General features: G+C 62.7%; 17 protein-coding genes. 8 read left to right on the forward strand and 9 right to left on the reverse strand.

Annotation, left to right across the window (positions count from 1 at the left end; translation table 11 throughout):
- Window positions 1-126: 126 nt before the first annotated feature.
- From ACI7M0_RS16910 to ACI7M0_RS16925, 4 genes are all read left to right on the forward strand, one after another.
- Window positions 127-867, forward strand: coding sequence for a response regulator (locus tag ACI7M0_RS16910; protein ID WP_014591607.1), 741 nt, complete (start codon window positions 127-129; stop codon window positions 865-867).
- Window positions 864-2,150, forward strand: a complete 1,287-nt coding sequence (locus ACI7M0_RS16915; RefSeq protein ID WP_129932526.1) for a HAMP domain-containing sensor histidine kinase — start codon at window positions 864-866, stop codon at window positions 2,148-2,150. The genes ACI7M0_RS16910 and ACI7M0_RS16915 overlap by 4 nt, the downstream gene beginning before the upstream one ends.
- A 169-nt stretch (window positions 2,151-2,319) precedes the next feature.
- Window positions 2,320-2,937 (forward strand): ferric reductase-like transmembrane domain-containing protein, encoded by a 618-nt coding sequence (locus ACI7M0_RS16920; protein ID WP_129932527.1) that lies wholly within the window; start codon window positions 2,320-2,322, stop codon window positions 2,935-2,937.
- Between the two features lie 14 nt (window positions 2,938-2,951).
- On the forward strand, window positions 2,952-3,440 hold the full coding sequence (locus ACI7M0_RS16925) for a DoxX family protein (protein WP_129932528.1): 489 nt from the start codon (window positions 2,952-2,954) through the stop codon (window positions 3,438-3,440).
- Between the two features lie 32 nt (window positions 3,441-3,472).
- Here the strand turns inward: ACI7M0_RS16925 and ACI7M0_RS16930 are convergent, their stop codons facing one another.
- The 8 genes from ACI7M0_RS16930 to ACI7M0_RS16965 form a co-directional block, all read right to left on the reverse strand.
- The gene (locus ACI7M0_RS16930; protein WP_129932529.1) at window positions 3,473-4,168 is read right to left on the reverse strand and encodes a DUF2063 domain-containing protein; all 696 of its coding nucleotides are present in this window, start codon (window positions 4,166-4,168) and stop codon (window positions 3,473-3,475) included.
- Window positions 4,161-4,994, reverse strand: a complete 834-nt coding sequence (locus ACI7M0_RS16935) for a DUF692 domain-containing protein (RefSeq protein WP_129932530.1) — start codon at window positions 4,992-4,994, stop codon at window positions 4,161-4,163. Before ACI7M0_RS16935 ends, ACI7M0_RS16930 begins: the two co-directional genes overlap by 8 nt.
- 73 nt (window positions 4,995-5,067) lie before the next feature.
- Window positions 5,068-5,559: an EF-hand domain-containing protein gene (locus ACI7M0_RS16940; RefSeq protein WP_129932531.1), complete on the reverse strand. Its 492-nt coding sequence runs from the start codon at window positions 5,557-5,559 to the stop codon at window positions 5,068-5,070.
- 174 nt (window positions 5,560-5,733) lie between these two features.
- The gene (locus ACI7M0_RS16945) at window positions 5,734-6,285 is read right to left on the reverse strand and encodes a DUF4174 domain-containing protein (RefSeq protein WP_020192801.1); all 552 of its coding nucleotides are present in this window, start codon (window positions 6,283-6,285) and stop codon (window positions 5,734-5,736) included.
- A gap of 228 nt (window positions 6,286-6,513) precedes the next feature.
- Window positions 6,514-11,007 (reverse strand): NEL-type E3 ubiquitin ligase domain-containing protein, encoded by a 4,494-nt coding sequence (locus ACI7M0_RS16950; RefSeq protein WP_129932532.1) that lies wholly within the window; start codon window positions 11,005-11,007, stop codon window positions 6,514-6,516.
- 97 nt (window positions 11,008-11,104) lie between these two features.
- On the reverse strand, window positions 11,105-15,529 hold the full coding sequence (locus tag ACI7M0_RS16955) for an NEL-type E3 ubiquitin ligase domain-containing protein (protein ID WP_129932533.1): 4,425 nt from the start codon (window positions 15,527-15,529) through the stop codon (window positions 11,105-11,107).
- A 78-nt stretch (window positions 15,530-15,607) separates the two neighbouring features.
- Entirely contained in the window at window positions 15,608-17,968 is a 2,361-nt protein-coding gene (locus ACI7M0_RS16960; RefSeq protein WP_129932534.1) for a DNA polymerase II, read from the reverse strand.
- A 66-nt stretch (window positions 17,969-18,034) separates the two neighbouring features.
- Window positions 18,035-19,225 carry an MFS transporter gene (locus ACI7M0_RS16965; protein WP_129932535.1) on the reverse strand — a complete coding sequence of 397 codons (1,191 nt, stop codon included), beginning with the start codon at window positions 19,223-19,225 and terminating at the stop codon, window positions 18,035-18,037.
- 117 nt (window positions 19,226-19,342) lie between these two features.
- Between ACI7M0_RS16965 and ACI7M0_RS16970 the strand changes: the two genes are divergently transcribed.
- Entirely contained in the window at window positions 19,343-20,239 is an 897-nt protein-coding gene (locus ACI7M0_RS16970; protein WP_129932536.1) for a LysR family transcriptional regulator, read from the forward strand.
- Here the strand turns inward: ACI7M0_RS16970 and ACI7M0_RS16975 are convergent.
- Window positions 20,220-21,140 (reverse strand): LysR substrate-binding domain-containing protein, encoded by a 921-nt coding sequence (locus ACI7M0_RS16975; RefSeq protein ID WP_003250438.1) that lies wholly within the window; start codon window positions 21,138-21,140, stop codon window positions 20,220-20,222. The two genes, ACI7M0_RS16970 and ACI7M0_RS16975, sit on opposite strands and share 20 nt — an antisense overlap.
- 160 nt (window positions 21,141-21,300) lie before the next feature.
- Here ACI7M0_RS16975 and ACI7M0_RS16980 point away from each other — a divergent pair, with 160 nt between their 5' ends.
- From ACI7M0_RS16980 to ACI7M0_RS16990, 3 genes are read left to right on the forward strand one after another with little or no spacing between them, the layout of a single operon-like run.
- A complete protein-coding gene (locus ACI7M0_RS16980; protein WP_010953345.1) occupies window positions 21,301-22,089 on the forward strand; it encodes a YqcI/YcgG family protein in 789 nt (262 codons plus the stop codon).
- A gap of 2 nt (window positions 22,090-22,091) precedes the next feature.
- Window positions 22,092-22,718: a LysE family translocator gene (locus ACI7M0_RS16985; RefSeq protein WP_129932537.1), complete on the forward strand. Its 627-nt coding sequence runs from the start codon at window positions 22,092-22,094 to the stop codon at window positions 22,716-22,718.
- A gap of 39 nt (window positions 22,719-22,757) precedes the next feature.
- Window positions 22,758-23,840, forward strand: coding sequence for a hypothetical protein (locus ACI7M0_RS16990; RefSeq protein ID WP_129932538.1), 1,083 nt, complete (start codon window positions 22,758-22,760; stop codon window positions 23,838-23,840).
- Window positions 23,841-23,951 lie beyond the last annotated feature (111 nt).

The raw sequence follows: 23,951 nt of genomic DNA on the forward strand, positions 1-23,951 counted from the left end.
ACGTTGTGATGTGCCTCCTGCTGTATCCCTACCCGTGCCAGATACACTGCAATACAAACTCCCGCAGGCAAGGGCGAACGCGCTCGGTACACTGCGCCCAACCCACTTTGCACAGGAACCCAGCGCATGGAACACGTCGATCACATCCTGATCGTCGACGACGACCGCGAGATCCGCGAACTGGTCGGCAATTACCTGAAGAAGAACGGCCTGCGCACCAGCATCGTTGCCGACGGCCGGCAGATGCGCGCCTTTCTCGAAGCCAACAGCGTCGACCTGATCGTGCTCGACATCATGATGCCTGGCGACGACGGCCTGCTGTTGTGCCGCGAGCTGCGCGCCGGCAAGCACCGCAATACGCCGGTGCTGATGCTGACCGCCCGCAATGACGAAACCGACCGCATCATCGGCCTGGAAATGGGCGCCGACGATTACCTGACCAAACCGTTCTCGGCCCGCGAACTGCTCGCCCGCATCAACGCCGTGCTGCGCCGCACACGCATGCTGCCCCCCAACCTGACCATCAGTGAAAGCAGCCGCCTGCTGGGTTTCGGTCAATGGCGCCTGGACACCACCGCGCGCCACCTGCTCGACAGCGAAGGAACCCTGGTGGCCCTGAGCGGCGCCGAGTACCGCCTGCTGCGGGTGTTCCTCGACCACCCGCAGCGGGTGCTCAGCCGCGAACAACTGCTTAACCTGACCCAGGGCCGCGAAGCCGACATCTTCGACCGCTCCATCGACTTGCTGGTCAGCCGCCTGCGCCAGCGCCTGGGTGACGATGCCCGCGAGCCCAGCTGCATCAAGACCGTGCGCAGCGAGGGCTACGTGTTTTCGCTGCCGGTGCAATTGCTCGAGACCCCCTCATGAAATGGCCGCGCACCCTGGCCTCGCGTCTGGCGCTGATCTTCTTCACCGGCCTGGTGTTGGCTTATGGTCTGTCGTTCGGCCTGCAGGCCTACGAGCGCTATATCAGCAGCCGCTCGATGATGCTCAGTAACCTCGAACAGGACGTGGCGACCTCGGTTGCCATCCTTGACCGCCTGCCCGCAGCCGAGCGTGCCGCCTGGCTGCCACGCCTGGAACGGCGCACCTACCGCTATCGCCTCGACCAGGGCCTGGCAGGCGAAGCGATGCCCAGCAGTGACCCACCGATGGCCGCCGCGTCGATCGTCAAGGCCATTGGCAGCGACTACCGCCTGACCTTCCTGGAAATCCCGGGGCCCAATGCGCACTTCCAGGCGCACCTTAAGCTGGCCGACGGCGCGCCACTGACCATCGACGTGACGCCAGCACCGGTCCCGGTAGCCCGTTGGTTGCCCGTGGTACTGCTGATTCAGCTGGCTGTGCTGTTGCTGTGTACCTGGCTGGCGGTACGCCTGGCCATCGGCCCGCTAACCCGTCTGGCCCAGGCAGTGGACAACCTCGACCCGGACCAGCCCGGCGTGCAACTGGATGAAAGCGGGCCACGCGAGGTGCGTTACGCTGCCGTGGCCTTCAACGCCCTGCAGGCGCGCATTGCTGCCCACCTCAAGGAACGCATGCAGTTGCTGGCGGCCATTTCCCACGACCTGCAAACCCCGATCACTCGCATGAAGTTGCGGGTCGAAGTGATGGATGAGGGGGTCGAAAGGGACAAGTTCTGGAGCGACCTGGATGAAATGGAACACCTGGTGCGCGAAGGCGTGGCGTATGCCCGCAGCATGGACAGCAGCACCGAAGCGACCTGCCGGGTCAACCTTGATGCCTTTCTCGACAGCCTGGTATTCGACTACCAGGACAGCGGCGCCCAGGTCGAACGCCACGGCAGCAGCGATACCCTGCTGGAAACCCGCCCGCATGCGCTGCGCCGGGTACTGGTGAACCTGGTCGACAACGCCCTGAAGTTTGCAGGTGCTGCCGAGCTGCAAGTGTCTCGCGAGGGCAGTACCACCATCATCCGCGTGCTCGACAACGGGCCAGGGATACCCGTTGACGAGCTGGATGAAGTGCTCAAGCCGTTCTACCGGGTGGAAGGTTCACGCAATCGCAGCACGGGTGGCACCGGCTTGGGCCTGGCCATTGCCCACCAGCTGATCCGGGCCATGGGGGGCCGGCTGACCCTGAGCAACCGCGAACAGGGCGGATTGTGCGCGCAGATCGAACTCACCTGAACGGCTTCTGCGATCGTTGGCAGGAACGGCCTTGTGTCTCGATCGGGCCGTTCCTGTAAAAAGCGAGGTCGCCTCTACAAACAGATACACAACTGCATCCCCCTGACACACTGCAGATACCCCGCCTCGAGACACTCCCGGTCACACAAACACACCCCGGGAGTCCCTGATGAAAGCCTTCACCTTGCCCACCGGCTGGACGCTGTTCGCCGCCCTCGCCGGCCTGACCTTGGCGATGACCGCCGTAGTCCTGGCCAGCCAACCTGACCCGGACGGCTTGCGCAGTGCCATCCGTGCCACCGCACGCAGCTCGTTCGCACTGTTCCTGCTGGCGTTCCTGGCCTCGTCGCTGGTGACCTTGCTGCCTGGCACAGCAAGCCGTCGCATCCTCCAGGAGCGACGCTACCTGGGGTTGGCATTCGCGTTCTCCCACACCGTGCATGGCGTGCTGATCTATCGCTACGCCCTGCAATTCCCCGAGCTGTTCTGGGCCGGCCGCACGCTCACTTCCAGCCTGCCCGGCACGGTCGGCTACCTGTTCTTGCTGCTGCTCACCGCCACCTCGTTCAAAGCCCCCATGCGGCTGTTGGGCGGCCGTGCCTGGCAAGCGCTGCACAGCAGCGGCATGTGGGTGCTGGCTGCCGTGTTCTGCCTGTCGTTCTACAAGCGCATACCCATGGGGGGCTGGTACCCGCTGGCGTTCGCCCTGATGTTCAGCGCCATCGCCGTCAAGCTCACCGCCAAAGTGGCCCGTAAACAACGCCGCAGCACCCGCGCCCTTGCCTGAAGAGAGAACCGCAAATGACGACCTTGACCCGTACCCTGACCACCGTTGATCGCCTCGGCAGCTGGAGCGCCGACGTGCCATTACGGGTATTTTTGGCCTGGGAGTTTTTCGAATCCGGCCTGGAGAAATTCAACGGCAGCAACTGGTTCGCCGACCTGCAGTCCAGCTTCCCGTTCCCCTTCAACCTGCTGCCCGCGGAGCTGAACTGGCAGCTGTCGATGTGGGCCGAGTTGGTACTGCCGTTGCTGCTGCTGTTGGGCCTGGGTACCCGGCTGGCATCGTTGGGTTTGATGGTGGTGACCGTTGTAGCGATAGCGGCAGTGCACTGGCCGGCGCACTGGTCGGGCCTGGCGGAGCTGGCCCAAGGCTATGCCATTACCGACCAGGGCTTCGGCAATTACAAATTGCCATTGATCTACCTGGTGGCGTTACTACCCCTGCTGTTCAAGGGCGCCGGGCGCCTTAGCCTCGATCATTGGCTTGGCATGCGGTTCGGCAGATGAGGATCGGGGCTGCTGCGCAGCCCCCAGTGCCTTCAAACTGTTCCGACAATGACGCCCTGCTCACGCAATGCCTCCAACAATGCCAACCCTTGCTGCACATCGCCGCCCAATGCCTGCAGCCGCTCTCTTCCAGTCCCCTGCTCCACCAGCAACCGATACGCCATAGGTGCCAACCGGGCAAAGCGCACCTGCAACCGGGCATCGCGATAAACCAGCAGCAAGCTCGGCGATGCTGGGGCAGCCGTTGGCTGGTAGTCCACGCCAATGCGTTCCACCGGCCAACGATAGGCCAGGACCCGCGCTACACAAGACAACAACGGCTCTCCAGCCAACAGGTCACCACCCGGGTCATGCGCCGGGTCCTCGGCATCGCTCAGGTACAGTTGCGCCTCGACCCACTCATAGTGCGCCAGCTCCAGCTGCCAAGGGGTGTCCAGCGCCACATGTTGCAAGTAGTCGACGAACGTCTCGGCAATTTCGGTAAACAACGGCGTCTGGCAACGGTAACTGGCGTAGAAATCACGTACTCGGGCATGCCAGCGCTGCTCGCCCAACGCCTGGCGCATCACCGGGAAGCTGCCAGCCAGCAAGCCTTCGATGGCGCCATAGAACAACTCACGGTAAACCGTCAGGCGCCGGGCCTCGACGCCGGGCGGCGGGGCATGGCGCTGTGGGTCGCGCAGGTGACGGGCCAAGGCATACTGCTGCGCACGCAGGGTCTCATTCATCTGCTTGCCCTCCGGCAGCGCATTGCACAGCACGCATACGCGCCGTCTCGGCCAACAGTTCGGCCAAGGGCGGGTAGTTGAAATCACGTTCAAGCACTGTCGGCTGTACGCCAAAGCGCGCACAAGCGCTGGCGTACAGCGCCCAGACATCCTCCTTCACGGCTGCCCCGTGGGTATCCACTTTGAGGTCCGGCGCTTCATCGTAATGCCCGGCAACGTGCATCCCGGTCACCCGCGCCTGGGGCAAGCCTGCAAGGAATTGCTGGGCGTCGTAACCATGGTTGCAGGCGTTGACATAGACGTTGTTGACGTCCAGCAGCAGGTCACAATCAGCTTCATCAAGCACCGCCCGAATGAAGTCGAGCTCGCTCATCGCCTGATACGGCGCGGCATAGTAGCTGATGTTCTCCACGGCAATTCGCCGCTCCAGCTGCTCCTGAGCCTGGCGTATGCGCGCGGCCACATGGCGTACGGCTTCATCGGTGAACGGGATGGGCATCAGGTCGTACAGGTGCCCGTCATCACTGCAGTAGCTCAGGTGCTCGCTGTACAGTCGCACCTGGTATCGGTCGAGAAACTGCCGGGTCTGCTCGAGGAAATGGCGGTCCAGCGGCGCACTGCCACCCAGCGATAAAGACAACCCATGACAGGTGACAGCAAAGCGCTCCGCCAACTGGGCCAAGCCCTTGCCGTAGGCGCCGCCCACGGCAATCCAGTTTTCCGGCGCACACTCCAGAAAGTCCACTGCACCGGCCTCCATGGCCAGCAGTTCCGGCAACAGGCCGCGACGCAAGCCTAGCCCGACGTTCAACATCGCAGGAAACATAAAATTCTCCAACAGGCACAACGCCCCACCTGGCCAGCAGGAGGAGCGTTGTGGCGTTTCATGGGGTAGAACGTCAGGGTTTGCCGGTCAGGTGGCTGAACAAGCCATCCGGCATGGCTTTGCCATTGGCCTGGTAAATCGCCTTGAGGTGATCGGCCGCTTCCTGCTCGGAGATGAAACCGTCATGGTTGCGGTCGATCGTGTCGAAATCACCGGCACGGTCCTTGGCCACCGCCAGAAACTCATCGCGCGAGACCTTGCCATCGTGATTGGTGTCGGTTTTGGCGAACGAGGCGTCACCACACTTGCCTTCACCACACTTGCCCTCAGCCCCGGCCTTGGCGCCGGCGCCGCATTTACCCTCACCGCACTTGCCTTCGCTTTGGGAAGCCTTGCCGCTCCCCCCGCACTTGCCCTCACCACACTTGCCCTCGCCGGCCACTTTGGCCGAGGCCAGTTGGTAACCTTGAGCCAGCGGCTCGACGGCGAACGCACTGTTGCTCAATGCCATGCTGCCGATCAGGGCGGCGCCGAGCAGGCCGAGGGTGTTTTTTGCTTGAGTCATGATGCAGCTCCACTGGGGTTGGAAAGTGGAGCCATTAGGCCGTTGCGGTTTGTCGGGGATGTATCGTGCCGGGCGCGCTTTTGTATGGCAGTAGGTCTGCAGCACAGGCAGATACAGTGCGATACACACCACCCGGCAACGGGCCCCAAGGTGCCTTGGGGCCATGAGGCGTGATCAGTCTTCCAGCGGTTTGGGCGGGGCCGCTGGCTTGGCGGGCTTGGCCGGCTTGCTGTCCTTGTCCTTGGCTTGCGGGGCAGCCGCTACGGGCTCGGGTGCCGCCATCGCCTTTTCGCTGGCAGGCAGATCATCGACCGCCTTGAGGATCACCTGCGGGTCGATGGCCTCGCCGGTGTCGTCGTCCTTGAGCATGTGCCGCTCACCGTCCTTGCCCACCAGAATCACCTTGGTACCCTTGCTCGCCCCCAGCTTCAGTTCCCGAATCAGGGCCATTGTGGTCTGCTGCTCCAGGTTCTTGTCCTCTCGCTTGCCCATCATGTTGGCGACGCTGTACAGGACAAGGTTGCGCTCCTTGAACGCGGCCTGGGTGGCCGGGTCCTCAAGCGCCTTGTTCAGCCCTCGCAACGTCGGGTCGGCACTGCTGGGAGCGATAACCACCAATGGTCTGGCCTTGCCCAGTTCCTTGGCTAGAGGCGCATCACTGTCTGCGGCAAACAGGGGGCCGGCAACAGCAAGCAAGGTTGCGAGGGTCAGTGACCGGACAAGCATGCGTATCTCCTTATTGTCTCGATAAACCAATGACTACAGATCATGGAGAAAAATCCGACAGGGAGCCTAAACCACTTCATTCCAGAACGGGGTGTGCAAAAGTAACTGTCGATTTCCGAGCCACCTGAAGCCAAGACTACGGCGCTGGTACAAACCACTGTCAGCTTGATTGAGCATAGCCCAAAGCCGCTTTGGCAGGGCCAGGCGAGCCCTTGCCCTGAGCGTATGTCAACGCACATCGATCGATGGCCCTTTGGGTCCCACTTCCATCGCTTGAATCGTCATATCCAGCATCAGCCCTCTGCGTGCAGCGCGCTGAGCATCACGAATGGCATCCGCCTGGTCGATCATGGCCCCTTCGCTCAGCGCTTCGTCGTCAAGCACCCTTTCAAGCTGCCTTCTGAACGGCAGGTCGACCGCAGCGAATCGCTCAGGATGGGAACGCTCCAGGTGCGCCTGCCAAAATTCACGGTCAACCATGGAGCGGGCAACCTCTTCCGGGGTTTCTGCATCCCGCACCGCAGCCTCTGCTTGTGCAAGGTCCGCATCCAGGACGCCTGAGATCGCAAGAAAGCTCATTTCTCCCACCTGCAATGGCAGGTCGAGACGCTCCCTCAGCCCGATCCTGAAAGCCAACCCCACCTCGCTTCCTTCCAGCGCCCTGCCATGCTGTAACGCCCATCGGGTAGCGAACAGGTCGACTGCATCCTGGCGCCATAAACGTCTGCCCAGGTCTAGCAAAGCGCGTTCGCTTTCTCCCTGAGCCGCGTGCTCAACCTGCCAAACCAGCAAGTTCAGTTCAAGGTTACTCAAGCACCAGGTTGCACCGTCCTGGCACCCCCACTCATCATTGGCCACCGACAGCAAGTTCTGCCGCAGCTCTGGCGTAATGGCCATCGCTTGCAGTACCGCCATGACCCGATTGCCCAGTGCACGCGCATTGACACGAAAGTCTTCGGACAGCAACAACTGGCGAAGCACCCGGAAAAAACGCTCGGCATCCTGCCCTGAATCCAGCGAGTCCCAGGCAGCAAGCATCAAGCCGCGATGCTCTGGGGCCACGGCATCCCCCCATACTTCACGCGCGTGCTGCAGCCGCAGAAGCACTTGCTCCTCGTCGAGGGCAGGATCGTCGCTGCTCAACGAAGCCTGCAAGCGTGACGTCTGGGCCTCGCCCAAGGGGTTCGCATTCAAGCGGAACCGCCGCCGCTGCCACACGGGCAACTGATAGAAACCCTCTGGAATGTGCCTGATCCGGTTATCCCGCAAGTCAATGGATACCAACTGAGCGTTGTCGAACACGCCCAGTGGAAACTGCGAGATCTGTGTGTCGCGCAAGTTCAGCCAACGCAATTCAGCCAAACCCGCCAACGTGAACCTGCTCCCCAGGGGGTTGTGGGACAGGTCGAGAGACTGCAGGCTCGTGCAACTGGCCAGTGTGGCGGTTTGTGCAATGTTCAGGACGATCCGGTTGTTGGTCAGGCTCAGATGCCGCAACTGCGCTATCTGCAGCAACGGCTGCGGAAGGCGCGTCAACAGGTTCCCTCCCAGATCGAGGGTTTGCAGGTTAGGGAAAGCCAGCAATAGGCTGCTGGGCACCTCCAGAAGGTCAAGGTGCAGCAGCGACAGGCTGGTCACACCTCTGAAGCTGACCTGTGGGGGTATGTTGGGCAAGCCGCTCGATCTGAAATTGCAGAACATGACGTGGAGGTTTTCCTGTGCATGGATTTGCAGTTCCCCCACGCCCACCGACCGCCGCCAGCAATTGAACAACGTCTGGCGTAGAGCCTCTCGATCTTCCCTGACATCGCCCTGCCCTCGTGCCACCCAGGTATTCAGTGTCATGCGCAAGATGGCGAACTCATTGCGAAGGTCAGCCAGTACGTGTTCAATCTGATGCCCTGAACGCCTGGCGTCATCGGCGAAGGTCTCGACCTGCTCATCACTCAACCACGGAAAGAGATCGCGCAGCGTTGCCCTCAGGGCACTCCCCCTTGATGCGAAACCACCTACTCCGCCACCCCCCAGCGGGTAGCCGATACGTCCATCGGCCAAGCGCATGGGCCCTCGGACAGCACCTGGCCGTACCGCGCCAAGCAAACGACTGATCTCATCACGATGGCGTGCCGCTTCGCGCGCCAGCATCACCCTGAGGTTGTGCGCGAATGGATCACCGATCCCCATCGCCTGCCGTTGCGCTTCGGTATAGGCTGGGGCCATGACGTCGAACAACTCCCCTGCCTCACCCAGCGCCGTGCCCTGGCTGCCATGCAGTTGAAACCTACCGTTGACGTGCACCAGATCGAACGCCCGCGGCCCTTGCTCGGTCTTCGCCAGTATCGGCCCGCCCAGGGAGCCTTCGTACAGGCGCCAGCGCACACCTTGTTCGCTTCCGGGTAGATACCGCAACAAGCCCAAGGCCACCCGTGCCAGGTCTGCATGCTGCGGCGTATCAAGGTACAACGCTTCAAATACCCGAGCCTGACGGGTAGCCAGCACACTGCCCCTTGCCGCCTCGGCCAGCCCCAGAGCAACCCTTCCGCTGGACAGCAGCCGCATGCGATCCACGCTGCTGGCGGCCTGTACCAGTGCTTGCGCAGTGCGCGCGCTCAGGCCCGGGAACACCCGGCGCAGCGCCGCGCTGCCAGGGGTATCGCTGGGCTGCAAGGCTTCGAAAAGGTGCTGCAGCAGTGTTCGCCGTTGCGTCCAGGCCAACGCGGCCAGTGCCTGATCTGCCAGGCCACTCGCGCCTGGCAAGTGCCGAGCGTGATCGAGCACTGTTGTATCGTCTACCGGCTCGCCGCTGCGCAAACGGCCAATCACGCTGCGGATGCGTTGATCAAGCCTGACCCGCGCCACGCTGTCGATCATCCCGGGGCTCGGTGCCTGGGCGTGTACATGCAGGCCACGCAGGTCGTCGCCATCAAGGCCGTGGAACAGCAGAACCTGATCGATCTGTTCGTCATTCAGCCCACTGAAGGGTTCGCCCAAACGCCGGAACATGCGGTATTTGTCGGTCCACCGAGCCGGTTGCTCGCACCACAACCGCCAGGCACCTGAGCCGTTGTGACGCAGCAACGGCCCGTGGCCGTCGACCGGATACAACTGCCATTGATCATCACCCGCCTCTGTCACGCGATAGTGATGCCCGTCCATTTCGATCCAGGCCAGCCCGTCCTGACGCCGAATACCCAAGGCGTCCGGGCTTGAGGCTGCAACGGGTGCCTGGCTTTGAAACGGGGTCACGTCTTGTTGCCAGAGTTTCTCAGTGCCGTCCTCCAGCCGAGCCGGCACCAGGGCATCGACCTTCGCAGAGCGTGCCCAAACTCGTCGAGCCACACCCACCCCGGCTACCGTGGTCGCCAGCACAGCAAGGTCTGTCGCCACATGAGTCAAATGGTCGAGCGCCTCCTGGCGATCGCCTTCCTGCCAGGCCTCGACGCCATGGTAGACCTCACCCAGCAGTTCGCAGGCCGTCACGGCCAGCAGCGCCAGGCCAAGCCCTGGCAGAAAGAAACTGGCCAGGTTGAGCAGCGCCCATCCTTCGGCTTCAAGGCGCAGGTCATGCTGGCGCTGAACCTCACGATCCAGCCTGGCCACGGGGACCGCGATCATCGCCGCATCGTCCTTGATCTGGTGGATATGTGCCTGTGCCAGGCTGATGAACAACGGCTGCGGGTAAGCCTGCAAGCGCGGTTCGAGATCGCGAAAAGCCCAGCTCGGCAGGTCATCGAAGCGCTCCGCGACCTGGGCGAAAAAAGCCTGGCTGTCTCGCCGCAGAACGAAGCGGCTGAAAAAACGCTGGTAGGCCTTGTTTCGCAAGCAACGGCCCAGTTCGCGGTTCAGTTTGTCGATGCTCTCGAACGCGCGCCAAGGCGAAAAAGGGTCCCCAGGCACGTAAAGCAAAACCCGCCGCGTCGTGTTGAACAGGACGCCCTGCTCAATGACAACGAACACGGTGACCTGCTCGATCTGGCAACCCAGCAATTTCAGTTGCCGGGCCTGCACAAGGTCGCCCGCCAGGCGCGGCAGCTCCCCCTTCTCGCACACAGCCACCATCACATTGAGTTCGCTGGCATCCAGCGTTCCCTCCTGCCTGGCTTTGTAGGCGTCCACAAGCATGGTGTAGCGCCTGGCATCTACAAGCTGAGACACCAGGCGCTCGGCATTGCCAGCGGGTGTGAGGATGGCATCCAGATGACGTTGATAGCGCTCACCCAGGTCCAGCTCACGACACAGTCCGGCAAATTCGATGCTCGTAGGGGGTTTGACCGTGCCGTGGCGTGGAAGCAGCAGGCGGTTACCGCGCGGCTGGCCGCCTTCCTGCGCCTGGGCGGCCGTGAAGTTGCGCAATGCCACTTCGAGCAGCGGCTTTTCTTCATAGACCACGGCCGTCAGGTGCGCGCCCACCGGCTGACTGTTGATCACAGCTTCCCGGCGGCCCTCCAGAAACCTGAGTGAGTAAGGGTTACGGCCAAGCCCGTAACGCTCTTTGAGAGCCTTCCCCAGGGCTGATGCGACGAAACTGTCGATGCCCTCGATACCTCGCAGCACCGTGTTCACTTGCTCACAGCAGCGAAGGCTGTTTGACAATGCCCTGCCGATCTCAGGCAGTTGCTCAGCAGGTGCATGACGCAACCAGGGTGGCAGGCGCCTGCCGATGATGCCGTCCTGGAAAGCATCGATGGCGGCCTGCGCATCTGACGGCAAAGTGGTGTCCATAGCGGGGGCCTCTTCATGAAAAGAGGCCAGACTAAGTTGCCTGCTCCCCGCCAGGCGCTATATAGCTAATGCCTGCGTTCAGACAACCGCCAACCCGCTAGCTGAGCGGAGGCTGCACCGTATTCCGGTCCAGCGCCTCCAGCGTCAACTGCAGCAACACCGCATGCTCGCGTTGCTGGTTGCTGGTCTGCAGCCGTGCGATATCCTCTTCCCGATTTCCCAACGCCATCAGCCGTTCCAGTTCAGCGTGCATGGAGGGTGGTACTTGCAAGCGAACCGGGAAAGTCTTGTGCAGGTAATCCTGCCAGAACCACTGCCGTGACAGATAATGAGCGATATCTTCCCGGGTTTGTTTCATCAGGACCCGTTCACGGACCAGGAGAAGGTCCTGATGACTCAGCGCCGGGATGCCTGCATAAAGCATTTCACCGGGTTGGGCAGGCAAGTCCAGGACATTGCGCAAGGCGATTCGATAGGCCAAGGCAAATTCGATCGACTCAGCGCCCGCCCCCACCCGATAGGCATGTTCAGCGGCAAGCTGATCGAGCAACGCCAACCGCCACATCCCGGCACCGAGCCTTAGCAAGGCCAGCTCAGGCCGCCGGGCAGATTCACCGTGCCGCGTGCGCCATATCATCAGTCGCAGTTCAAGGTCAGCGAAACGAGCGGTGGCGTTATCCTGGCAACCGGTCGCCGCTGCGTGCTCGAACAGCTCATGCCTGAGGGCATCATGCTCAGACATCGCCTGGAGCATGTCGAACACACGGGCCGCGAGCGCGGACGCGGTCGATGAGCGATTGAAGGCACCCGACTCTGTCAGCATCGACAGGGTATTGAAGAATTCCTCCGACTGCTCCTCGGACTCCACATGGGCCCACAGTGCGGCCATTTCATCTCGACGTTCGCCAGGTAACGCATCCAGAAAGCGCAACCGGTAAGGCACGCGACTGGCCTCAAGCAAATGCCAGGTTGAAACCCCGTCATATGCTGCCTCCAGCGGATTGCCGGAAAGCTCGACCCTGCCCGAACGCCACAACTGCGACTGATGAAAACCCTCGGGCAGTTCAGAAATATGGTTGTCGCTGAGGTTCAGGGTGTGCAGTTCTGGCGCGTCCATCAGCCCGTAGGGAAACCCGGGCATCTGGGTGTTTGACAGGTAGAGGGCATTCAGCTCGGTCATTGCCTGGACGGAAAATGCCCTGCGCAACGGGTTGTCCGAAAGGTTCAGGTACACCAGGGACCGGCAATCTGCCAAGACCAACGCCTGGCCTTGGTCGAGCGTGATCTGGTTACCGGACAAGTCGAGTACCTCCAGCTTCTGGGCAAGCATCAGAGGCAGTGGCAAACGCGTGAGTCGGCAATGGGTGATTTCCAGGTTACGCAAGTTGGGAAACGCCCGCAGAAACTCATCCGGAACGTGCTCCACGCGCATGGCGCGCAAGGCCAGGATCGAGACGTGGGGAAAGCCCACTTGCGCGGGCAGGGCCGGCAGATGGCGCAAGCGGCTGATGGTCTGGGTCAGCATGAAGCGCCCGTCATCCAGTGCCGCTTGCCCTTGCAGTTCCGGCACAAGACAGCGCCAGCAGTTGATCAGCCCCTTTCTGAACTCACGCCGGGCGGCCAGCTCTGGTGACAGCAAGGCACTGCGTGCCCACTGGGTCAAGTGCCTCTTGAGCACCCCATATTGCTGCTCCAGCACAGATAACCGGGCCTGCGCGTCACTTGAGGCCAACCAGCGCCCGATCTGTTCGTCGGTAAAGGCCGGGTACAGGTCTCGCAACCGGGCCTGAAGCGCCCTTGGCCTGTTTCGCCCTAACGCCCCCCAGAGCCTGCCGCCCGCCATGGGGTAACCAATCCGGCCATCAGCAAGACGTTGCGGCGCGAGAAACGAACCGCTCGGCTGTTCCAGCCTGAGCAGGTTCACCACGGTCTGGCGTTGGTCGAAAGCAACGTTGGTCAGCGCCTGGCGCAACGCAGGCACGAAGGGCTGGCCTTGGCCGATGGCCGCTTGCGATGCGTCGTCATAGGCTGCGGCCAAGGTCTCGAACAACTCGCCCCTCTCACCGGCAACCGTGTGCGTTGGGGCACGCAGGCGGAACAGCCCATGACGATGAAGCAGGTCAAACGTCTGCGCCGATCCCTCGACCGTCAGTAACGGCTCGCTGGCATCACCGTCGTACAATCGCCACCCCGGCCCGCCAGCCCCCGGCACATGCACCAGCAGGTTCAGGACCACACGCGCCAGGTCGAGGTTTTGCGGCGTATCGATGCACAGCGCCTCGTACACCCGCGCCATTCGAATCCGCGCAACCTGCAACCTTGCTGCCTCGGCCATCAGCAACGGCACACGCCCCGTCTCACGCAAAAGCTTCAGGTCATCCTCGCTGGCATCGCGCAGCACCTCATCCGCGGCCAAGCGGTGCAGGCTGGCAAAGTTCTGTCGTAAGAGGCGGCCAGTTTCAGTGTCGGGATTCTGCTCTTCGTACAACGCCTGAAGCAGTTCTCGTCGCCCGGCCCAAGCCACATCGGCCAACGCTGCTCCGTCCTTGCCAGCGGCCTGTGGAAGGCGCATGACCTGCTCCAGCAGTAGCGGGTCTGCGGTTACCCCTCCCTCGCGCAACTGGTTGACCAACGTACCAATCCTGCCAGCGAGCCGCACGCGCGCGACGGTGTCGAGCAGCGCGGCCTCCGGCGGTCGGCCATATACATGCCATGCCCGCAGATGCTGATCATCCAGGCCATGAATCGCCAGCGACCGGTCGATCTGCGCGTCGTCGAGGTCGCTGAATGGCCCGCCCAGGCGGCGGAACAACTGGCGTGAGTCGCCCCACTCGGCGGGCTGCTCGTACCACAGCCGCCATGCACCGGCCCCATTGTGACGCAGCGGCGGCGCATAGCCCTGGTAAGGGAGCAGTTGCCACTGTTCATCGTCGTTGTGCCAGGTCATCTCATACCAGTGCCCGTCCATGCTGATCCAGCGGCGCTCGCCAACACGGTGCACACCCTCCATGTCCGGCACCGCCGTGTCTGGCGGGCTTTCGCAGCGATAGGGGCCGAGGTCTGCGTTCCACAGTTTTTCCTCACCGTTTTCCAGCTGCGCCGGTACCAGGTTGTCCACCACACTCCAGGCGCGTCGGGCCGTGGCGACTACGGCAACGGTTGCCCCGACAGCCAGCAGCCCTTTGCCTACATTCAGCAGGTGCGCCAGCGCTGCATTGCGTTCGTTTTCCTGCCAGTCCCCTACAGCCTGGAACGTCTGCTCAAGCAGTTCCCAGGCCATCACCCCCAACAACACTGCACCGATGCCCGGAACGAAGAACCCTGCAACACCCAACAGGGTCCAGCCTTCAGCACGCAAACGGCGGGCGTGTTCGGCCTGGATCTCGCGATCAAGCAAGGCCACGGGCGGGGCGATGATCGCAGCATCGTCCTTGATCCGCGCGACCCAGTCGTCAGCAAGGTGCTCGAACAATGGCAGGCGATAGGCAAAGGTCTGCTCATCGAGGTCCCGGGTTGCCCAGCCGGGCACGTCATCGAGCCGCTCACTGACGGCCGAGAAGAATCGCTGGCTATCGCGTCGGCGCACGAAGCGGTTGAAGAAACGCCGGTAGTCATCTTTGCGCAGGCGTTTGCCAAGCACCCGGCGGGCATAATCTTCCAGGTCGCTGCGCACGCTCCAGGGGCCGTGCGGGTCACCCGGTACATAGACCAGCACGCGCTTACTGGTGTTGAACAGCAAGCCTGCGTCGATCACGTCCAGCACGACGATTTGCTGCAAGCGGCAACCGAACACCGCCAACTGGCGCACGCGAACCGATGCGCCTTCGAGCTTGCCGAGCGTGTCCTTCATGCACAGCGCCACCACCCACTGCAGTTCGTCTGCGCTCAATATGCCCTGCGCCCTGGCCTGCAGGGCATCCACCAGCATGCTGTAGCGTTGCCGTCGCGTCAGCAATCCCCTGACTTCGGGCTGAAGTACCGAATCCAGATGCTCCTGGTATTTCTGCCCAAGATCCAGCGCTCGACACAGCCTGGCGAAGCCCGGTGCAGACAGCTCACTGCGCCTTGCGCCGCGCACATCGACCAGGCAATTGCCCTGTGCCTGGTCGCGCTGCTGGTCTGCAGTGAAATTGCACAAAGCGGCCTCGAGCAGAGGAATGTCGTAGTAGTCGCTGCCGACAACCGGAAACCGACTGGTTACATAATGGATCGTGTGTGAGGGAAAGGTGTACCACTGGCGAAAGTACAGGCGATCGACATCAAGGTCGCCGTGGGCACCGAGCGCTTGCTGCAGCAAGGGCCGGGCAAATGCATTCAGGTTGCTTAGCCGCGCCAGCGCTGACGCCAAGCCTGCACGGCAGGCCAGCAGTTCAGGCAGCGCCTCGCTCAGCAGGGTGAATTCGGCCATGCTCAGCCGCTTCATCCAGGCCGGCAACCGCTGTGCGATGTAGTGGTCCTGGCATGCTTGTGCCATGGCAAGGGTATCGACCGCAGCCGATGGTTGACTGCTATTGTTCTGCATCTCTGCCTCCGCGACGACATGGAAGGCCGAGTCTGAAGACTGTTGCGTCATGCTGACGCCTAGCTATCTACCACCCGCTCAGAACAGCAGTAACTGATGGTCGGTAAGGCGCGCGAAATCATCGCCGACAAAGGGCAGGATGGCGTCGGCCACCGGCAGTAGCTGACGGCTGATGTAGTGATCGTAGTCGATCGGTGCCTGCAGGTTTTCCAGCGGCTCAGGCCCGGCGGTGGTGATCACGTAGCTGATCCAGCCACCACGCTGATACTGCAGAGGGCGCTGCAGGCGCTTGTTGTAGTCGTCGGCAAGGCGTGCGGCACGCACATGCGGCGGCACGTTGCGCTGGTAATCGGCCAGCGGGCGACGCAGGCGCTTGCGATAAACCAGCAGTTCGTCCTGCTCCCCCGCCAACGTTCGCCGTACATACTCGCGTACATAATCACGGTAGGGCTCGCTGCGGAACACACGGCCGTAGAGTTCCTGCTGGAACTGCCGGGCCAGCGGTGACCAGTCGGTGCGCACCGACTCCAGGCCCTTGTAAACCATTTCTTCAGCACCGTCGGCCCGCTGCACCAGGCCGGCATAGCGCTTCTTGCTGCCCTCGTCGGTGCCGCGGATGGTGGGCATCAGGAAGCGCCGGTAGTGCACCTCGAACTGCAGTTCGAGGGCGCTGTGCAGGTTCACGGTCTCGTGCAGATGGGCTTGCCACCATTGGTTGACCTTTGCCACCAGCTCGCGGCCGATGCGCGCCGCGTCTTCCTCGGCGTGGGCACCCTTGAGCCAGACAAAGGTGGAGTCGGTGTCACCGTAGATCACATCGTAGCCACACGCCTCGATCAGGGACCTGGTCTGGCGCATGATCTGGTGGCCGCGCATGGTGATCGACGACGCCAGGCGCGGGTCGAAGAAACGGCAACCGCTGGAGCCAAGCACGCCATAAAAGGCATTCATGATGATTTTCAAGGCCTGCGACAGCGGCGCATTGCCCTCGCGCTTGGCCGCTTCCCTGCCCTGCCACACCCGTTCGACGATGGCTGGCAGGCAGTGCTGTGTGCGTGAAAACCGCCCACCGCGAAAGCCCTCGACCGAATGTGCGTCGTCAGGCTGACGCAGGCCTTCGATCAGCCCGACCGGGTCGATGAGAAAGGTCCGGATGATCGACGGGTACAGGCTCTTGTAGTCCAGCACCAGCACCGAGTCGTAAAGCCCTGGCCGCGAATCCATGACAAACCCGCCGGGGCTGGCTTCGTCCGGCCGGCTGCCAAGGCTGGGCGCGACAAAGCCAAGGCGGTGCATCTGTGGAATGTACAGGTGACAGAAAGCGGCTACCGACCCACCGCTGCGGTCCACGGCCAATCCCGTCACCGAGGCACGTTCGAGCAGGAAGTCGAGCAGCCGGGTATGGGCGAAAATGCGCGTGACCAGTTCGCAGTCCTTCAGGTTGTAGCGTGCCAGGGCCGGTTTGTCTTCGGCGAAGCGGCGATTGATTTCGTCCATGCGTTGGTACGGCGTGTCGATGGCCTTGCCTTCACCCAGCAGGGTCTGTGCAACGTTCTCCAGGCTGAACGAGGCAAAGCTCCAGGTGGCCGAACGCAACGCCTCGATGCCATCGATCAGCAGCCGCCCCGGCGCATCGGCGAAGACGTGGCCACCACCGGCATGGCTGCGCAGGGTCATGACCGCACCGTTGCGCCCCAGGGCCAGTGGCACCTGCAACGACTTGGCGTGCTCATGCAGCAGGCGCAGGTCGAACTGCACCAGGTTCCAGCCAATGATCGCGTCCGGGTCATGCCTGGCCATCCACTGGTTGAGCCGGGTGATCAAGGCGGCGCGATCGGCGCAATACTCCAGGTCGAAGTCAAGCCCGCTGGCATCGCCGTTGGCCGGGCCGAGCATGTACACCTGGCGCTGGCCACAGCCCTCCAGCGCGATGCTGTACAGCTCGCCACGCTCGCTGGTCTCGATATCCAGCGACACCAGGCGCAGCGCCGGGCGATAGCCTGGCAGAGGCCTGAGCTGGGCTTCCCGGTAAACGCCCTGCGCATCCGGCTGGCCAGTGAACTGCACCGGCGCCGTGATGAAGCGCTCCATGAGGTAACGCTCCGGCGGCCGGATATCGGCCTCGAACACGTCGATACCGGCCGTGCGCAGACGCTGCTCCAGTTGCATCAACTGGCGATGCTGGCGGGTATAGAGGCCGAGCATCGGGCGATGCTCGAAGTCCTTCAGGCGCAGTGGCTTGAGCTTCGTCCCGGTTTCGTTGGCCAGCAGCACACGGGCGTGCTCGGCCTGCGCCTGAGGAATGAAAGCCACCGACTCCTGCGCCGCCAGCCGCAACAGCCGCGGCCCGGCATCGGTGGCCAGCCAGAACTCCACGCAGGTGCCTTCCGGCGTATCGTGCCAGTGCCGGGTCAGGACAAAACCCTGCTGCAACTCCACTGCGTCGACCTCTGGATTGTCTGTAGATGGCGTTATTCTACCTGTGTCGTGCCTGGCATGAGTGTTTTAGCGCTTCCCCGCCACAAAACCGCTCCTCCGCCCGGCCACGGCCAGCAGCCAGGCCAAGGCGATCAACACCAGCACCACCCCGCCAAACCACTCCACACCGGCCCCAGCCAGCAGCAATCCGCCAATGATCCCACCCAGGGCAATGGCGCAGTTCCACACCGTCACCAGCATCGACTGCGCCACGTCACCACCCGGGCCTGCGGCGTCGGCGCACGCTGTCTGCAGCAGGGTCGGGGCGCCGCCATAGGTCATTCCCCACAAGGCGATGCTCAGGTACACAAGCCACGACGATGCCTGCCCCAATGCCAGCGTGGCCAAGGCAAAACCGGCCAGGCTCAGCAACACCAGCTTGCGCAGGTGCCGGTCGACCAGCAGCCCTACCAGGCCGATCCCGGCCAGCGCCGACAGACCAAACACCATCAGCACAGGGCCAATGTCCGCAGCCATGCCAGCCGCCGCCAGCAACGGCACGATATAGGTGTAGAGGATGTTATGGCCAAGGATCCAGGTGAGGATCACCAGCAATACGATCAACACCCCCGGCGTGCGCAATACCTGCATGGCCGCTGGGCGCTTGCCGGCAGCCTGCCCCGGGTAGTCCGGCACGGATCGCAACACCCACACCACCAGCAGCGACGCCACCAGCGTGACGACCACGAACGTCGCGCGCCAGCCCAGCCCCGCTCCCAGCCAGGTCGCAATCGGCAAGCCGAGCGACAAGGCAATCGGCTGCCCGAGCATGGCCAGGGCCATGGCCCGGCCCTGCAACGGCACCGGCACCATGCGCCGGGCATGGCCAGCGATCAGGCCCCATGCCAGGCCAGCCGCAGCCCCCGTGAAAAAGCGCAGCACCAGGGTCAGCGTGTTGGAGTTCGACAAGGCCGTCAGCCCGTTGAACAGCACGAAGCCGATGATCGCCAGCAACAGCGCCCGGCGCCGATACCAGCCTTGGGTCAACGTCACCAACGGGATGGCGGTCAGTAACGAGCCCAAGGCATACGCCGTGACCCATTGCCCAGCCATGGCCTGGCTAATGTGCATGCCATCGGCGATCTGGTCGAGCAGACCCGCCGGCAGGGTTTCGCTGAGAATGGCGATGAAACCGGTCATGGCCAGCGCCAGCAGACCGCCAACGGGCAGACGTTCGTTGCTGGCGGCCAGCAACGGTGCGGAAGATGTCTGGGACATTGCAAATGCCTTGAGTGAGAAACGAGGCGAACAGTCTGCTAGACAAGGCCATTACGGAAAAAGACGGTTACAATGCCGCTCACCCAGGACATCAGCGTCCGCAATCAGGAGTGCGACATGGACAGCCTCAGCGGCTTCGTGGTCTTCAACCGGGTGGCCGAAACCCGCAGCTTCGTTGCCGCCAGCCAGTCACTGGGGATCAGTGCCTCGGCAGTGGGCAAGCGCGTGGCGCGCCTGGAAAGCCGCTTGGGCGTGCGCCTGTTCCACCGCAGCACACGCAGCATCACCCTCACCGCCGAGGGCACGATGTTCCTCGAACGCAGCCGGCGCATCCTTGCCGAAATCGAAGCCACCGAGCAGGAGCTGTCGCAGGCCAGCGAAACGCCGCGCGGGCGGCTACGGGTGAGCATGCCGCAGGTGACCAGACTGGTAATGCCGGCACTGGCCGAGTTCATGGCACTGTACCCACAGGTTGAACTGGACCTGGACTTCTCCGACCGCATGGTGGATATCGTCGGCGAAGGCTTCGATGTGGTGATGCGCGGCGGGCAGCCGGTGGATTCCCGGCTCAGCGCCAAATTCCTCGGGCACTTTCAGCACCGCCTGGTAGCCTCGCCCGAGTACCTGCGCGAACGCGGCACACCCTTGCACCCACGCGACCTGGCGGTGCATACCTGCCTGCATTATCGCTTCCCCAGCAACGGCAAGCTGGAAACCTGGCCGCTGCGCCAGGAGCATCCCGAGCAAGCCTATGACATCCCCATCTCGATGGTCTGCAACCACGTCGAAACGCGCGTTTGCTTTGCCTTGAACCACCGCGGCATTACCTGTCTGCCGGACTTCAACGTGGGTCGCGAACTGGCCAATGGCTCACTGGTCAGTGTCCTCGACGACTTCATGGAACGGCGCGGCAGCTTCTATCTGCTGTGGCCGTCCGGGCGGCAGATGCCGCCAAAGTTGCGGGTATTCATCGACTTCATGCTCGCTCGGGTATTCAACCGTACAGGTAGTTGATGTCCTTGTAGGCCAGCGGCGGTACCTGGCCGAGCAGGAAGTCACGCAGCTTGTGCATCTGCCGCGCTTTTGGGCTGGCCTTGAGCCAGGTCATGTAGTAACCGTCGCCGGTGGCCACGGCATGCTTGAAAGGCGTGACCAGGCGCCCGGCGGCCAGGTCGGTGCTGGCCAGTACCAGATCGACCACTGAAATGCCCAGGCCTTGCTGGGCGGCCGATATGCCCTGGTCGAGGGTATCGAACACCTGCCCCTGGTCGATGCTGATGTCCAGCGCATCCATTCGCGCCAGCCAACGCCGCCAGTCACGCCGGTCGGGTGACGGGTGCAGGAACTCGCATCGGGGCAGGTCGGACAGTTGCGGTTGTGCCTGCGTCATGTAATCCGGATGACATACCGGGATCAGCCATTCATCGAACAGCTTGAAACTCTCGATATCGGCGGGAAATCGCCCGCTGGCCAGGAGAATGGCGCAGTCGTAGGGCTCGGAATAGAAATCCACGCTGTCGATATCCATCCACACACTGGACAGCTGCACGCTGCAGTTGTCCTCGACCTTCTTGAACGCATCCAGCGCCCGCAGCAGCCAGCGCACCGTAAGCGTGGACGGCGCCTTCAGGCGCAGGCCATAGCGATCCTGACGCAGCAGTGCGCAGGCATTCTCGATGATCTTGAAACCGACCTTCAGCTCTTGCGCCAGCAGGCGGCCGTGCTCGGTCAGGCTCAGTTTCGGGCCCCGACGTTCGAACAGGTCGCAGCCGAACAGGGCTTCGAGGGTCTTGATGTGGTGGCTGACGGCGCCCTGGGTCAGGGCCAGCTCTTCAGCCGCACGGGTGAAAGAGCCATAGCGAGAGGCCACCTCGAAGGCACGTAACGCGTGCAAGGCCTGAATCCGTTCCGACATGGCGGCGTCCCGAGCATGAGTAGGACTAATAGTAGGTCATAACTCCACGCGTTTTACAACGACAAGAGCGTCTCGGAAAATGCAGGTAAATAACAAACATAACCAAGATCCTGCCTGCATGTGACTGGAACGTTCACTTAAATCAACGCCTGGGGAAATCATGTTTACGGGATATGGAAATTGCTATCGCCTGGATGCGCTGGAGCTCGCCGCTGAACATGGTCACACCATGCAACACTGGACGTTCAAAACCATAGAACACTTTCGCAGTATTCTCGCCAACCCCGAATTCCCCTGCCTGTTCGGCCGCAAGGCGGTAAACGGCGAAACCTGCCACATTCTCTTCGCCCGCGCCGAGCAACTGGCCGATGATATCGCACAGGGCCTGGCCAATTATGTGCGCACCGTCGCACCGATCGCACCCAAGCAGCGCATCGGCAGCCCATTGGTGGTGTTTCTCGAAACCGCCGCCGGCAGCAGCCTGGCCGAGCAGCAGGCCTTGGCCTGGAAGGTACTGCGCGGCGTGCATGCGCGCGACCCGCACCCTTGGCCTCAGGGCATCCCGACCGATCCCGACGATACCGGCTGGTCGTTCTGCTATGCCGGCATGCCGCTGTTCATCAACATGAACTTCCCCGGCCATCAGCAGATGAAAAGCCGCAACCTGGGCCAGCACATCACCTTCGTCATCAACCCGCGGGAGAACTTCGACGAAGTGGCCAACGCCAACACCGAGAGTGGCAAGCGCATCCGCGAGCGCATTCGCGAGCGCGTGCACCACTACAACGACGGCGTTGTGCCCGACACCCTTGGCTTTTTCGGCGATACCGACAACTACGAGTGGAAGCAGTATCAACTGCAGGAGGCAGGCTCGCTCAACCCGTCACGCTGCCCGTTCCACGCCCATGCCGCACACCAGCCGACACCCGACATACTGATCGAGAACTGACCGTGAATACCGCACTCACCGCCACCTACGCCCTCACCGTGCTGCTACTGATCGCCACTCCCGGCCCGGTGGTTGCACTGATCGTCAACACTGCGGCCGCCTCCGGCTCGCGCAAGGCCATGTTCACCGCCGTCGGCACCAACTGGGCCTCACTGGTGCTGATTGGCGCGGCAGCGTGGATCATCCTCACCAGTGCCGCCATTGACAAAACATGGCTCAGCACCATGAGCCTGCTGGGCTGCCTGTTCATCGGCTACATTGCCGTGGGCACGCTGAGGGACGCCCTGCAGGCACCCGCGTCAGACGCGGCGAGCGAGGCCCCCAAGGCTGGGCGCGGCGGGCTGATGCAAGGCTTCATGGTGGGCATTTCCAACCCGAAAGACATCATTTTCTTCATCGCCTTCTTCCCGCAGTTCATTCAGATCACCGAATCGTTCGGCAAGAGCATGGTGGTGCTGTCGCTACTGTGGGTGGCCATCGATTTCGCCGTGCTCAGCCTGTACATCTTCGCCATCGGCAAGATCGCCTCGCAGCGCAGCAACCGCATCATCAGCCTGGCGTCGGGCGTCGCCCTGCTGCTGATCGCCGCCGGCGGACTGATGTACAACCTCAAGGAACTGGCGGCCTGAACCTGCTGCAAAGCACCCGGCATCAGCGAAGGAGAGACCATGACCACGACTGACACGCACCCGTCTCCTTCGCCGCTGCAGCAGGACTACCAGCGCTTTCTCCTGTTGGGCAGTCGCCGTGCCCCCTATACCCTGCATGTGCACGAAACCGGCTACCGGTCCGGCACCATCAACACCGATGCCCTTGGCCTGCGCTACAGCCATTGCGCCGGCAAGCGCTTTTCGGCGGCCGAGCACGGTGGTGCGTCGCGCATCAACCTGCTGGTCGGCGGCTCCACAGCTTTGGGCATCGGCGCCAGCTCCGACGAACATACGGTGGCCTCGCACCTGTCGATGCTCACGGGCGAAGTCTGGCTGAGCCTGGCCGGCTGCGGGCTGAACGCCACCCAGGAATTGATGATGTTCCTGACCCACCAGCACCGCCTTGGCCAGCTCGGCCATGTGGTGGTGCTCAGTGGCCTCAACAGCTTGGCCCACGAAGCCCTGCACGAAGTCCTCGCGGGTACCAACGACCCGCAGCACGCCAAGGCCTACCAGGCCTTTCTCAACAGTTTCAGCGAAGGCCTGCAGCCCTGCGCACCACCTCGTCGGCAGTCGCTGTGGCGGCGCATCGGACAAGCGCTGGCCCCTCCTGTGGCCGCGCCCCCGGTCAGCTGGCCACTGTCGCCCCCGGAAAAACGGCTGGCCCGTGCCGCCGACAACATTGGCCGCACCTTGCGCCAATGGGATCGCCTGCTGGCAGACAGCCACGCCACGCTCACCTTCATCCTGCAACCCTTGCTGCCTTGGTGCCGGGATACTCTGCCCGCCGGTGAGCAAGCCATGCTGACCGCGCTGCAGCAACAACCGGCGAACTTCGACCGGCTGCTGGAGGGCGCATTCGACAGACAGTTGCATTCGGCATTTTTCCGCCGCATCAAAAGCCAGGCCGACCCGGTGCCCTGCTACGACATGAACTGCATGCTCGACAGCTCGCCCGTGTTCGGCGCCGACCTGTTCATCGACCGCCTGCACCTGAACGATCTGGGCAACAATGCCTTGGCCAAGGTGATCACCGCCAAGCTTGGGCTGGCCCAGGAAAAACATGCCCAGCGCAAGGTCACGCCGATCAAGCTCGTCTGACAGTTGTCGGGTGGTCTTTCGGCCACCCCCTTTGGGTGGCTAGAATACGTCGTCGTTACGATTTGCCCGAGGCGCACGCTTGACCGCCATGAACACCGAAGCCGTCCTTCC

This window comes from Pseudomonas sp. 10(2024) (assembly GCF_045164175.1).
Classification (GTDB): Bacteria; Pseudomonadota; Gammaproteobacteria; order Pseudomonadales; family Pseudomonadaceae; genus Aquipseudomonas; species Aquipseudomonas alloputida.